This is a genomic window from Mycolicibacterium peregrinum (assembly GCF_001665625.1).
GTDB classification, from domain to species: Bacteria; Actinomycetota; Actinomycetes; order Mycobacteriales; family Mycobacteriaceae; genus Mycobacterium; species Mycobacterium peregrinum_B.
This window is the reverse complement of record NZ_LZSY01000172.1, coordinates 1-13,146: the sequence shown is the minus strand read 5'-3', so window position 1 is coordinate 13,146 and position 13,146 is coordinate 1. Positions and strand designations below refer to the sequence as shown.

13 protein-coding genes are annotated in these 13,146 nt (G+C 69.2%); 11 read left to right on the top strand and 2 right to left on the bottom strand.

Features of this window, described 5'->3' with window-relative positions; all coding sequences use genetic code 11:
* Positions 1-41 precede the first annotated feature (41 nt).
* The 7 genes from A5779_RS27360 (at position 42) to A5779_RS27330 (ending at position 9,301) form a co-directional block, all read left to right on the top strand.
* Positions 42-1,928: a magnesium chelatase subunit D family protein gene (locus A5779_RS27360; RefSeq protein WP_064886869.1), complete on the top strand. Its 1,887-nt coding sequence runs from the start codon at positions 42-44 to the stop codon at positions 1,926-1,928.
* Between the two features lie 34 nt (positions 1,929-1,962).
* Positions 1,963-2,577, top strand: coding sequence for a cob(I)yrinic acid a,c-diamide adenosyltransferase (cobO, locus tag A5779_RS27355; protein ID WP_064886867.1), 615 nt, complete (start codon positions 1,963-1,965; stop codon positions 2,575-2,577).
* 73 nt (positions 2,578-2,650) lie between these two features.
* Positions 2,651-4,027 (top strand): cobyrinic acid a,c-diamide synthase CobB, encoded by a 1,377-nt coding sequence (locus tag A5779_RS27350; RefSeq protein ID WP_064886866.1) that lies wholly within the window; start codon positions 2,651-2,653, stop codon positions 4,025-4,027.
* Positions 4,028-4,036: 9 nt separating this feature from the next.
* Positions 4,037-5,254 carry a uroporphyrinogen-III C-methyltransferase gene (cobA, locus tag A5779_RS27345; protein WP_064886864.1) on the top strand — a complete coding sequence of 406 codons (1,218 nt, stop codon included), beginning with the start codon at positions 4,037-4,039 and terminating at the stop codon, positions 5,252-5,254.
* A 33-nt stretch (positions 5,255-5,287) separates the two neighbouring features.
* Positions 5,288-6,808: an MFS transporter gene (locus A5779_RS27340; RefSeq protein WP_064886862.1), complete on the top strand. Its 1,521-nt coding sequence runs from the start codon at positions 5,288-5,290 to the stop codon at positions 6,806-6,808.
* A gap of 33 nt (positions 6,809-6,841) precedes the next feature.
* Entirely contained in the window at positions 6,842-7,516 is a 675-nt protein-coding gene (locus A5779_RS27335; protein WP_064886860.1) for a 4a-hydroxytetrahydrobiopterin dehydratase family protein, read from the top strand.
* A gap of 24 nt (positions 7,517-7,540) precedes the next feature.
* Positions 7,541-9,301 (top strand): proline--tRNA ligase, encoded by a 1,761-nt coding sequence (locus tag A5779_RS27330; protein WP_064886858.1) that lies wholly within the window; start codon positions 7,541-7,543, stop codon positions 9,299-9,301.
* Positions 9,302-9,370: 69 nt separating this feature from the next.
* Here the strand turns inward: A5779_RS27330 and A5779_RS27325 are convergent, their stop codons facing one another.
* Entirely contained in the window at positions 9,371-9,850 is a 480-nt protein-coding gene (locus A5779_RS27325; protein WP_064886856.1) for a ferritin-like domain-containing protein, read from the bottom strand.
* Positions 9,847-10,377, bottom strand: coding sequence for a hypothetical protein (locus A5779_RS27320; protein WP_110777797.1), 531 nt, complete (start codon positions 10,375-10,377; stop codon positions 9,847-9,849). Before A5779_RS27320 ends, A5779_RS27325 begins: the two co-directional genes overlap by 4 nt.
* A 201-nt stretch (positions 10,378-10,578) precedes the next feature.
* Between A5779_RS27320 and rimP the strand changes: the two genes are divergently transcribed.
* The 4 genes from rimP to A5779_RS27300 form a co-directional block, all read left to right on the top strand.
* Positions 10,579-11,124: a ribosome maturation factor RimP gene (gene rimP, locus A5779_RS27315; RefSeq protein WP_064886979.1), complete on the top strand. Its 546-nt coding sequence runs from the start codon at positions 10,579-10,581 to the stop codon at positions 11,122-11,124.
* The gene (nusA, locus tag A5779_RS27310; RefSeq protein WP_055113091.1) at positions 11,121-12,149 is read left to right on the top strand and encodes a transcription termination factor NusA; all 1,029 of its coding nucleotides are present in this window, start codon (positions 11,121-11,123) and stop codon (positions 12,147-12,149) included. The genes rimP and nusA overlap by 4 nt, the downstream gene beginning before the upstream one ends.
* Positions 12,150-12,200: 51 nt before the next feature.
* Positions 12,201-12,578, top strand: coding sequence for a YlxR family protein (locus A5779_RS27305; RefSeq protein ID WP_082941880.1), 378 nt, complete (start codon positions 12,201-12,203; stop codon positions 12,576-12,578).
* A 79-nt stretch (positions 12,579-12,657) separates the two neighbouring features.
* Positions 12,658-13,146 (top strand): translation initiation factor IF-2 N-terminal domain-containing protein (locus tag A5779_RS27300; protein WP_207549124.1); only part of this gene is annotated, 489 nt, incomplete at its 3' end.

Below are 13,146 nucleotides of genomic sequence, written 5' to 3'. Positions count from 1 at the left end.
CTTGCGCGAGGAGCCGACATGACCGAGAGCGAGTCCTCCTGATGACGGCCGAGACCAACACCTACCCGTTCAGCGCACTGGTGGGGCAGGACCGGCTGCGCCTGGCCCTGCTGCTGTGCGCGGTTCATCCCGAGATCGGCGGCGTGCTGATCCGCGGTGAGAAGGGGACGGCGAAATCCACCGCGGTCCGCGGCCTGGCTGCGGTGCTGTCCGCGGTCGACGACGACGCCCGCCTGGTGGAATTGCCGATCGGCGCCACCGAGGACCGGGTGGTCGGATCGCTGGATCTGCAGAAGGTGCTCCGCGACGGCGAGCACGCGTTCTCGCCGGGCCTGCTGGCCCGCGCCCACGGCGGCATCCTCTACGTCGACGAGGTCAACCTGCTGCACGACCACCTGGTCGACGTGCTGCTCGATGCCGCCGCCATGGGACGGGTTCACGTTGAACGCGAAGGGATTTCGCACTCGCACGAGTCCCGGTTCGTCCTGATCGGCACCATGAACCCCGAAGAGGGGGAGCTGCGCCCGCAGCTGCTGGACCGGTTCGGTCTGACCGTCGACGTCGCCGCCTCACGCGATGTCGACGTCCGCGTCGAGGTGATCCGCGCCCGCATGGCGTTCGAAGCCGACCCGCGGGCCTTCGTCGAGCGCCACGCGGGCGCCGATGCGGAGCTGGCCGACCGGATCGCCGCCGCCCGCGCGGCGATCGGCACGGTCGAACTGCCCGACACCGAATTGCGGCGCATCGCGGCGCTGTGCGCGGCATTCGACGTCGACGGGATGCGTGCCGATCTGGTGGTGGCACGCACCGCCGTCGCTCACGCTGCCTGGCGCGGTGCCACCACGGTCGCCGAAGAGGACATCCGAGTGGCCGCCGAACTGGCGTTGCCGCACCGGCGCCGGCGTGATCCGTTCGACGATCCGGGCCTGGACCCCGAACGTCTCGAAGAGGCCATGCAGCAGGCGGGGGAGTCGGCCGCCCAGTCGGGGAATGACGCCGAGCCTGACCCCGATTTCGATCCAGATTTCGATCCGCCCGGCGGAGGCGTCGACTCCGGCGCGGACGGGCAGCCGGCACAGGGGAATTCGAAGCCGCGCAACTCGAAAACATCGGCGAACCGCCCGAGTGCCCCGCCGTCGGCGGTGTTCCGGACCAAGGCGCTGGTGGTGCCCGGAGTCGGCGAGGGCGCGCCCGGCCGCCGTTCGAGGGCCCGTAACCGCACCGGCACCCCCATCGCGGCCACCGCGGAACCCGGCAGCGGGCACGGGCTGCACATGTTCGCCACCTTGCTCGCCACCGCAGGCCGCCAAAAGGGTGCGGGACTGCCGCGGCCCCGCCCCGAGGACATCCGGCGTGCGGTACGGGAAGGCCGCGAAGGCAATCTGGTGATCTTCGTCGTCGACGCCTCCGGGTCCATGGCCGCCCGCGACCGGATGTCGGCGGTCACCGGCGCGACGCTGTCGCTCCTGCGCGACGCCTATCAACGTCGGGACAAGGTCGCGGTGATCACGTTCCGTCAACAGGACGCTCGGGTGCTGCTGCCGCCAACCACCTCGGTGCACATCGCCGGCCGCCGGCTGGCCCGGTTCGACACCGGGGGCAAGACTCCGCTGGCCCAGGGGCTGCTGGCGGCCCGCGATCTGGTGATCCGGGAGAAGGCCCGTGATCGGGCCCGGCGCAGCCTGGTGGTGGTGCTCACCGACGGCCGCGCCACCGGCGGCCCCGATCCGCTGGGCCGTACCCGGCAGGCTGCGGCCGCGCTGGTGGCCGAGGGCGCTGCCGCCGTGGTGGTGGATTGTGAAACATCTTTTGTGCGACTGGGATTGGCCGGGCAACTGGCTGAGCAGCTGGGGTCGCCGGCAGTCCGGCTCGAGCAGTTGCGCGCGGCTGAACTGACCCGGCTCGTCCAGCACCAGACTGCCGCCTGACGCGGCCTCATACTCTGCGCAGAAAGGACCGCCCATGCCACAGGGACAGCCGCTGACGGTGCCCGACGACGGCCTCACCACCAAGGCCCGACGCAACGCGCCGCTGCTCGCCGTGCACACCGGGCCGGGGAAGGGCAAGTCCACCGCGGCCTTCGGTATGGCGCTGCGGGCCTGGAACCAGGGCTTTTCGGTCGCGGTGTTCCAGTTCGTCAAGAGCGCGAAGTGGAAGGTCGGCGAGGAGGCCGTGTTCGGTCAGCTCGGTCGGCTGCACGACGAGCACGGGGCCGGCGGGCCGGTCGAATGGCACAAGATGGGCTCGGGCTGGTCCTGGACCCGCAAGCACGGCAGTGATGTCGACCATGCCGCGGCGGCCGCCGACGGTTGGGCCGAGATCAAACGTCGGCTGGCGGAGGAGCGCCATCAGTTCTATGTGCTCGACGAGTTCACCTATCCGCTCAAATGGGGCTGGGTGGACGTAGAAGAAGTAATTGAGGTGCTGAATGCCCGCCCGGGTAGCCAACATGTGGTGATCACGGGCCGCGATGCCCCGCAGGCCCTGATCGACGCCGCGGACCTGGTGACGGAGATGACCAAGATCAAGCATCCGATGGATGCCGGCCGCAAAGGCCAGAAGGGCATCGAATGGTAGGTGCCGAGCGTGCGCATAGTGCTGTCATTTCGCGGTGTGTCGGGCAGCAGACACGCACGCTCGCGGTGCTGAGGTGAGCGCCACGCCGGCGGTGGTGATTGCTGCTCCGGCCTCGGGCAGCGGGAAGACCACGGTGGCAACGGGTTTGGTCGGTGCGCTGCGCCAGGCCGGTCACACGGTGGCGCCGTTCAAGGTGGGTCCGGACTTCATCGACCCCGGCTACCATGCCCTGGCCGCCGGCCGCCCGGGCCGCAACCTGGACCCGGTGCTCGTCGGTGAGGATCTGATCGGACCGCTGTACCGGCACGGCTGCGCCGGCGCCGACATCGCGGTGGTCGAAGGCGTGATGGGCCTGTTCGACGGTCGCATCGAGGGGCAGATGACCGGTATCCCGCGGGGTTCGGCGGCCCAGGTGGCCGGCCTGCTGGGTGCCCCGGTGGTGCTGGTCGTCGATGCCCGTGGGCAGAGTCACAGCATCGCGGCCCTGATCCACGGCTTCGTCACCTTCGACCCGGCGGTGCGGATCGCCGGGGTGATCCTCAACCGGGTGGGTTCCGACCGGCACGAGGCGGTGCTGCGCCAGGCCTGTGAACACGCCGGGGTGCAGGTCCTCGGTGCGATTCCGCGGAGTGACGAGTTAACGGTCCCATCAAGACATCTCGGTCTCATCACCGCCGTCGAGCACGGCCGGCAGGCCCGTGACGCGGTGGCCGCAATGACCGCCCTGGTGGCCCGGCACGTGGATCTCGGGGCCCTGGCATCCGCAGCTAGCGCGCACGTCACCGCCGAGCCGTGGAGCCCCGTCGCCGAGTCGGTGACCAACGTCACGGTCGCCCTGGCGGCCGGCAAGGCCTTCAGCTTCAGCTATGCCGAGCATGCCGAGCTGCTGCAGGGGGCCGGGGCGCAGGTCGCCGAGTTCGACCCCCTGTCCGAACCGCTGCCCGCCGGTGCGGATGCGCTGGTGCTGCCCGGCGGGTTTCCCGAGCAGTTCACGGCCGAACTGTCGGCCAACGATGTTGTCCGCCAGCAGATCCGCCGCCTTGCTGCCAGCGGAGCCCCGGTGCATGCCGAGTGCGCAGGTCTGACGTATCTGGTCGACGATCTCGACGGGGTGCCGATGTGCGGTGTGCTGGCCGGTTCGGCGCGGTTCACCGAACGCCTCACGCTGGGCTACCGCGACGCGGTGGCGGTCGTGGACTCCAGCATGCACGCGGCAGGCGATCGGGTCACCGGTCACGAATTCCACCGGACTGCCGTCGAATTCGTCGAACAACCATCGCCCGCCTGGGCGTTCGCCGGGCCCGGCCAGGCGGGCCGGCGGGACGGTGCCGTGCAGCGCGGTGTGCATGCCGGATATCTCCACACCCACCCCGCGGCACATCCGGAGGCCATCACCCGCTTCGTGGCGTCGGCGGTGCCGACACAACGGTCGGGTGGCAGCAACCACTAAGCTCGGCGGGTGACCGAGAATGCCTACCTCGTCGGCCTGCGCCTGTCGGGCAAGAAGGTCGTCGTTGTCGGCGGCGGAACCGTCGCGCAACGTCGGCTGCCCCTGCTGATCGCCCATGGCGCCGACGTACATGTGATTGCCCGGGCGGCCAGCCCCGCGGTGGAGGCGCTGTCGCACGACGACCCGGGGATCACCCTGCAACTGCGCGACTTCCGCGCCGGGGATCTCGACCGCGCCTGGTATGTGCTTGCGGCCACGGACGACTCCGAGGTCAACGCCGCCATCGCCGCCGAAGCCGACGAGCGACGCATCTTCTGCGTCCGCGCCGACGTGGCGCGCGAGGGATCCGCCGTGACCCCCGCAACGTTCGACTCCGACGGCCTGTCGGTGGGCGTACTCGCCGGCGGGGAGCACCGCCGTTCGGCGGCCATCCGCACCGCCATCCACGAAGCGCTACAGCGCGGCCTGCTCACCGCAGACGCCGGTGACGAGCCGGGGGAGGCGCCCCGTGGGGTTGCTCTCGTCGGCGGCGGCCCCGGCGATCCCGAGTTGATCACCGTGCGCGGACGCCGCCTGCTGGCCCGCGCAGATGTGGTGGTCGCAGACCGGCTGGCGCCCCAGGAGTTGCTCGCCGAACTCGGACCTCACGTCGAGGTGATCGACGCGGCCAAGATCCCGTACGGCCGGGCGATGGCGCAGGAGGCGATCAACCAGGTACTCGTGGACCGGGCCCGCGACGGAAAATTCGTCGTCCGGCTCAAAGGCGGTGACCCGTTCGTCTTCGCCCGCGGATATGAAGAGGTCCTGGCGTGCACCGAGGCCGGCATCCCGGTGACCGTCGTTCCCGGTGTGACGAGTGCCATATCGGTACCCGCGCTGGCCGGGGTTCCGGTCACCCACCGCGGCATGACCCACGAGTTCGTGGTGGTCAGCGGCCATGTTGCGCCTGGCCACCCCGAATCGTTAGTCAATTGGAATGCCCTGGCGGCGATGACCGGCACCATCGTGCTGCTGATGGCCGTCGAACGCATCGAGCTGTTCACCAAGGCGCTCCTGGACGGGGGCCGACCTGCGGATACGCCGGTCCTCGTGGTGCAACACGGCACCACCCTCGCGCAGCGCACCCTGCTGGCGACCCTCGGCGACGCGCCCGAGCGGATCCGTGCGGACGGCATTCGACCTCCGGCGATCATCGTGATCGGACCCGTGGCGGCCTTCGCCGGTTAAAGGATTCTTAAGATTCCGGTAAGGTGACGCGTTATGACGGCACTCAACGACGCCGAGCGCCAGGGCCTCGCCGCCCGCCTCCCGTCCTGGTTCCCGTCCTGGGGCTTCCTTTCCGCGGTGATCGCAATCGGTGGCATGCAGCTGCTCGCCACGATGGACAGCACGGTCGCGATCGTCGCGTTGCCGCGGATCCAGGACGAACTCGGCCTGTCCGACGCCGGGCGCAGCTGGGTCATCACCGCCTACGTCCTGACCTTCGGCGGCCTGATGCTCCTGGGCGGACGGCTCGGCGACACGATCGGCCGCAAACGCACCTTCATCGTTGGCGTCGGGTTGTTCATCATCGCCTCGATCCTGTGCGGCATCGCCTGGAATGAGGCCACCCTGGTCGTCGCCCGGCTGCTTCAGGGCGTCGGCGCCGCCATCGCGGCACCAACAGGGCTCGCGCTCGTCGCGACGACGTTCCCCAAAGGCCCGGCCCGCAACGCTGCCACCGCGGTGTTCGGAGCCATGACCGCAGTCGGTTCGGTGATGGGCTTGGTGGTCGGCGGAGCTCTCACCGAGGTGTCCTGGCGGTGGGCCTTCCTGGTCAACGTGCCCATCGGTCTGGTGATGCTGTACCTGGCCCGTACCTCGCTGCAGGAAACGCATCGCGAGCGGATGAAGTTGGATGCCGCCGGCGCGCTGCTGGCCACGCTGGCCTGTACGGCCGCGGTGTTCGCCTTCACCCAGGGCCCGGAGAGCGGCTGGTTGTCCCCGATCACGCTCGGCTCCGGCGCCGCGGCAGCCGTCTTCGGCATTGCCTTCCTCATTGCCGAGCGCAGCGCCGAGAACCCGGTGGTGCCGTTCGACCTGTTCCACGAACGCAACCGGGTCGCCACGTTCGCGGCGATCTTCCTGGCCGGCGGTGTGCTGTTCACCCTGACCGTGCTGATCGGTCTCTACGTGCAGGACATCCTGGGCTACAGCGCCCTGCACGCCGGCGTCGGCTTCATTCCGTTCGTGATCGGCATGGGCATCGGCCTCGGGGCCTCGTCCCAGATCGTGCGGTTCTTCCAGCCGCGCATCGTGGTGATCGCGGGCGGGATCCTGGTGCTCGGGGCCATGCTCTACGGCTCGACGCTGCACGCCGGCATTCCGTACTTCCCGAACCTGGTGGTGCCGATCACCATCGGCGGTATCGGTATCGGCATGATCGTGGTGCCGCTGACGCTCTCGGCGATCGCCGGTGTCGACATTGACCGTATCGGTCCGGCGTCGGCCATCGCGCTGATGCTGCAGAACCTGGGCGGCCCGCTCGTGCTGGCCATCATCCAGGCGGTCATCACCTCGCGCACCCTTTACCTGGGCGGCATCACCGGTCCGGTCAAGGACATGAACGAACCGCAACTGGCGGCGCTCGACGCGGGCTACACGTACGGATTGCTGTGGGTGGCCGCGGTCGCGGTCCTGGTCGGTGTCGCGGCATTGTTCATCGGCTACACCTCCAAGCAGGTGGCCCACGCCCAGGACGTCAAGGAAGCCATCGACGCCGGAGAGCTCGAAGTCGACTGACCTCGTCCCGGTCGCGGAGTTAGGCTGACGCCGATGAACCGCCGGGAGATCTCGGACGCCGTCGGCCCGCTGGGCTGGCGTCTGGTGCTGGGAGCCGTCTACACCGAGGTCCTGGCCCCGTCGATGGGCGACGCCGCCTCAGCGGCCGGCCACGCCGTGCACGCGGCCGGCGCGGATGCGTCACAACACCTCTCCGTCGACATCCGTGGTGATCGGGCGGTGCTGAGGCTGCGCACGCGCGACGCCCACGCGGTGACCGAGCGGGATCTGGAACTCGCCCGTGAGGTGTCCCGGGCGCTGGCCGGGCACGGCTTCGAAACGACCACCGGTCGCGTGGCCGTCCAGGCGATCGAGATCGCGATCGACGCCCTCGACATCGGTGCGGTCCGCCCGTTCTGGAAGGCCGTCACGGGTTATATCGACGAAACCCCAGCTGAACCGGGCGTATCAGATCTCAACGCCGGACTCGTGGATCCCTTCGGCCGTGGCCCGGCCATCTGGTTTCAGCAGATGGATGCGCCTCGGCCCCAACGTAACCGGATCCACCTCGACATCGACGTTCCTCACGACGCGGCGCAGGCCCGCGTCGACGCGGCACTGGCCGCAGGCGGCATGTTGCTCAGTGATCGGGTCGCCCCGCGCTTTTGGGTGCTGGCCGACACCGAGGGCAACGAAGCCTGCATCTGTACCTGGCAGGGCCGTGACTGAAGACACGCCTTAAGGTTGTCGCCTGTGATCACCCGCATGTCCGAGCTGTTCCTGAGAACCCTGCGCGACGACCCCGCTGATGCCGAGGTGCCCAGCCACAAGCTGCTCATCCGCGCCGGCTATGTCCGGCCGGTCGGCCCCGGCATCTACAGCTGGCTGCCGCTGGGCCTGCGGGTGCTGCGCCGGATCGAGAGCATCGTGCGGGAAGAGATGAACGCGATCGGTGGCCAGGAGATCCTCCTGCCGGCGCTGCTGCCCCGCGGTCCCTATGAGACCACCAACCGGTGGACCGAGTACGGCGACACTTTGTTCCGGCTGCAGGACCGGCGCGGCAACGACTATCTGCTCGGGCCGACGCACGAGGAGATCTTCACGCTGACGGTCAAGGGGGAGTACTCCTCCTACAAGGACTTCCCGGTGATCCTGTACCAGGTCCAGACCAAGTACCGCGACGAGGCGCGTCCGCGAGCCGGCATTCTGCGTGGCCGCGAGTTCGTGATGAAGGACTCGTACTCGTTCGACGTGGACGACGACGGCCTCAAGAACGCCTACCACGCCCACCGGGAGGCCTACCAGAAGATCTTCGGCCGCCTGGGTGTGCGCTACGTGATCGTGTCGGCGGTGTCGGGCGCGATGGGCGGCAGTGCCTCGGAAGAGTTCCTGGCCGAGAGCGAGGTCGGCGAGGACACGTTCGTGCGCTGCCTGGATTCCGGGTACGCCGCCAACGTCGAAGCGGTGATCACTCGGGCGCCGGCGCCGCGGCCGATTGAGGGGCAGCCCGAGGCGCAGGTGCACGACACCCCGGACACCCCGACCATCGCGACACTGGTCGACTGGGCCAATTCGGCTGAGCTGGCACAGTTCTCGGGCCGTGAGGTGACCGCCGCCGACACCCTGAAGAACGTTCTGCTCAAGACCCGTGAGCCCGGCGGTGACTGGGAGCTGCTGGCCATCGGCGTGCCCGGTGACCGTGAGGTCGACGAGAAGCGCCTGGGCACCGCACTGGAGCCGGCCGAGTTCGCGCTGCTCGACGAAGCCGACTTCGCCAAGAACCCGTTCCTGGTCAAGGGCTACGTCGGACCGAAGGCGCTGCTGGACAACGAGGTTCGCTACCTCGTCGATCCGCGCGTGGTGGACGGCACGGCGTGGATCACCGGTGCCGACGCCCCCAACAAGCACGTGGTCGGCCTGGTCGCCGGCCGCGACTTCACCGCCGACGGAACCATCGAGGCCGCCGACGTCCGCGACGGTGACCCGTCACCGGACGGTGCCGGGGTGCTGACCTCGGCGCGGGGCATCGAGATCGGCCACATCTTCCAGCTGGGCCGCAAGTACGCGGAGGCCTTCACCGCCGACGTGCTCGGCGAGGACGGCAAGCCGGTACGGCTCACGATGGGCTCCTACGGCATCGGGGTGTCCCGAATGGTCGCGGTGATCGCCGAGCAGCAGCACGACGAGCTCGGCCTGCGCTGGCCCAGCGCCGTCGCACCTTTTGATGTGCACGTGGTCGTGGCCAACAAGGACGACGCCGCACGGACCGGCGCGACCGAACTGGTCGCCGCGCTGGACCGGCTGGGCCACGAGGTGCTGTTCGACGACCGCAAGGCCTCACCCGGCGTGAAATTCAAGGACGCCGAGTTGCTGGGTATGCCGTGGATCGTCGTTGTCGGACGCGGCTTCTCCGACGGTGTGGTGGAGCTGCGCAACCGGTTCACCGGTGAGAACCGCGAGATCGCTGTCGACGATGCGGCGGCCGAGATCTCGGCGGCCCTCACCGCCGGCTGATCCAGCGCGAGCAGACGTGGCGGTACCCCGGAGAACGCGTTACCGGGTACCTGAGCGTCTGCTCGCGGGTTATTCGCCGCCGCCGGGGAAAGCGACCGTCACCGGCCAGGCGTTGACGATGGCTCGCCACCTGGCCGCCGTGACGGCAGTCTGGGTCAGCGCGGCCACCGCGAACGTGCGGTCGTCGTCACTGACGGCCTGCTCGAGCACCGCACGCCAGGCCACCGAGGAGTCCTCCTCCATCCGGATCGCGAGGTTGGCCGCGTCGGCCGGATCGGTGACCGGCGCAGGCAACTGATATCCGGCCGCGGGCAGCGGCGGGGTGACCGAACGGGCTTCGAGCCTGGCCATGGCCTCCTCGCGACGCGCCCGATGTTCGGCCATCGCCGTGGCGACCAGCGCGTTGTCCTCGGCCGTCGAATGAGCAGAGACCAGCCCGTAACCGTAGATGACGCCATGCTCGACGGCCACGGCGTCGAACAGTGCGGCATCGGCGGCGGTCGTCGGCCGGGTGGGCGAGGTGGTCGATCGTGGTCCCGGTGAGGTCACTGTGCACCTCCCAGCGCGACGGTGTGGCCGGCCGTGCACGAGGCCGCGATGGATCCGAGCAGTCCGGCGCGATAGCCGGACAATCTGCGGGCCAGGCCGGCGGCCCGGTCGGCGGACTCTCTGAGCGCATCGACCACGTCATCGACGCTGGGCGCCGACGGGTCTGCCCCGGTACCCGGAGCAGCCTTGGCTGTGCTCTTGGTGGTGGCAGTGGTGGTGTTCGCCGGGGTGGAACCCGTCATCCGGGTCAACTCGTCGGCCAGGGCTTTGGCGTGCGCGCTGCGATCGGTCGCCACCGCGTTCAGCGCCCGGGTCACCGGTGCCTGGGCAGGCTGGGCGGCGGCCGCGTCGGCGGCCAGCGCACTGTCGGCGCGCGCCCGGTCCAACTGCGCGGTCAGGTCGTCCACTTCGGGTTGAGGGGGCGTTGTACTGCATGCGGCGGTGGCGCCCAGCAGGGCAAGGGCCGCGGCCGAGAGCAGTACGCGCCGCCGGCTGATGTCTGCATGGGCGCTCGGCACGGTGAACATCCTGCCATTGCTCAGACACCCGCCTGACGCGGCGCTGACCGGCCGGCCGGCGTGGGCGCGACGACATTCGCCACGCACCGAACTGCGATTGGCGGTTGCTGCCGGGGGCCTGGCGTATCGTGGATAGGCAATTCCGGGGCCGATCCAGGTGGCTGGCCCTGAGACTTTGTGTCGGAGACAATTCAAGATGAGGAGCTCGCCGTGGCACCGGATCCAAAGTTGCGGTCTGCGGATTTGCCGTCGCAGACGCAGGTGATCGAGCTGCTCGATGGCGAGTTCGCACGCGCAGGCTATGAAATCGACGATGTCGTGGTCGACGCGTCGACCCGGCCGCCCCGCATCACCGTGATCGCCGACGGCGACGAAGGTCTCGATCTCGATTCGCTGGCGGCGCTGTCGCGGACGGCGTCTGAGTTGCTCGACCAGGTTGCACCGGGCGACACGCCGTATGTGCTCGACGTCACCTCGCCGGGTGTGGATCGGCCCCTCACCAAGGCCAAGCACTTCCGCCGCGCCCGCGGGCGCAAGGCCGAGCTCACGCTGGCCGACGGTTCGGTGTTCACCGGCAGGCTCGGGGAAACCGACGGCACGGTCCTGAAAGTCGTGGTGCCGGAAGGTCGCGAACTGGCCATCCGTGAGATCGCTCTGACTGATATCGCCAAAGCTGTTGTCCAAGTGGAGTTTTCACCTCCGAACCGACGCGAACTGGAACTGTCGGGAGAAACTGGGAAGGGGGCCGGCGAATGAACATCGACATGGCGGCGCTGCATGCCATCGAAGCCGACAAGGGCATCACTGTCGACGTGGTCGTGGAGACCATCAAATCGGCGTTGCTCACCGCGTATCGCCATACCGAGGGTCATGAGCCCGACGCGCACATCGACATCGACCGGAAGACCGGCGTGGTCAAGGTGATCGCCCGTCAGACCGACGCCGACGGCAACGTCCTGCACGAATGGGATGACACACCCGAAGGATTCGGGCGGATCGCGGCGACGACGGCCCGCCAGGTGATCCTGCAGCGGCTGCGCGACGCGGAGAACGAGAAGACCTACGGGGAGTTCGCGGCCCACGAGGGCGACATCGTGGCCGGAGTCATCCAGCGCGACGCGCGCGCCAACGCCCGCGGGCTGGTCGTGGTCCGGATCGGCAGCGAGACCAAGGGCTCGGAAGGCGTGATCCCCAGCGCCGAGCAGGTGCCGGGGGAGCGCTACGAGCACGGCGACCGGTTGCGCTGCTACGTCGTCGGCGTCACCCGAGGCGCCCGCGAGCCGTTGATCACGCTGTCCCGAACCCACCCGAACCTGGTCCGCAAGCTGTTCTCCTTGGAGGTACCCGAGATCGCCGACGGATCGGTGGAGATCGTGGCGGTCGCCCGGGAGGCCGGGCACCGGTCCAAGATCGCCGTGGCCTCGCGGGTCCCCGGACTGAACGCCAAGGGTGCCTGTATCGGCCCGATGGGGCAGCGGGTGCGCAATGTGATGAGCGAACTGTCCGGCGAGAAGATCGACATCATCGACTACGACGAGGACGCCGCCCGATTCGTCGCCAACGCCCTGTCACCGGCAAAAGTCGTGTCCGTGTCGGTGATCGACGAGGCCGCGCGGGCGGCACGGGTGATCGTGCCGGACTTCCAGCTTTCACTGGCGATCGGCAAAGAAGGACAAAATGCCAGGTTGGCGGCCCGGCTGACCGGCTGGCGGATCGATATCCGCAGCGATGCGGCGCCGCAACCGGAGCAGGATGTGCGTCCCGGGGCGGTACACGACTGACAGTAGTGACCGGCGTTTCGGAGCACGGGCCCCGGGGCGGTAGACTCAGCCGTGATCCAGCGCGAGACTCCGGCTCTGACGCAACGAAGCACCTCCGACACCTCTGTCGGACCAGTGCGGACCTGCATAGGGTGTCGGAAGCGAGAGTTGGCCGCCGAGTTGCTCCGAGTGGTTGCGGTGACCGACGGGAACGGGACGAGTTCCGTAACCGTTGACCCCGCGGCGAGTCTGCCTGGGCGTGGTGCGTGGCTGCACCCCGACCAGCAGTGCGCACAGATGGCAGTGAAGCGACGAGCCTTCGTCCGAGCGTTGCGACTCACCGGTTCACCGGATACATCCGCGGTGATCGAGTACGTCGAGAAGTTCGACCTCGACGGGCCCGCCACCCCGGCAACAGAACAGGTAGCGAAGAACATGAGCACACCGTGAAGTCCCGATGACCATGCGTCATAGCTAAACCCGAGGCGCGGCGCCTACCACCGCTGTTGCCTCCAGACGAGGAGATGTAGTGGCAGCAGGTAAGGCCCGTGTACACGAGTTGGCGAAGGAACTCGGTGTCACCAGCAAGGAACTCTTAGCCAAGCTCAAGGAGCAGGGCGAGTTCGTCAAGTCGGCGTCCTCCACTGTGGAGCCGCCGGTCGCGCGTCGTTTGCGCGAGTCGTTCGGCACCAAGGCCGGCGGCAAGAAGCCCGAAGACAAGCCCCGCCCGCAGGGCAACGCTGCAGCGTCCGCGGCACCCAAGCCCGGCGCTCCGGCTCCCAGCCCCGCGACGGCGGCCAAGCCGTCACCGGCCAAGCCCGCGGCCCCCGTGGCCCCGGCGGTCGAACCCCAGGCTCCGGCAGCCGAGGCGGCCCCGGTCGCTCCGGCCCGTCCCGCCGCACCCAAGCCGGCTGCCCCGCAGCCTCCGGCCGCGCCCAGTGCGCCGGCCGCTGCTGCGCCCAGCGCCCCGGCAGCGCCCACTCCGGGCGCCACGCCCGGTCCGCGGCCCCCCCCCGGT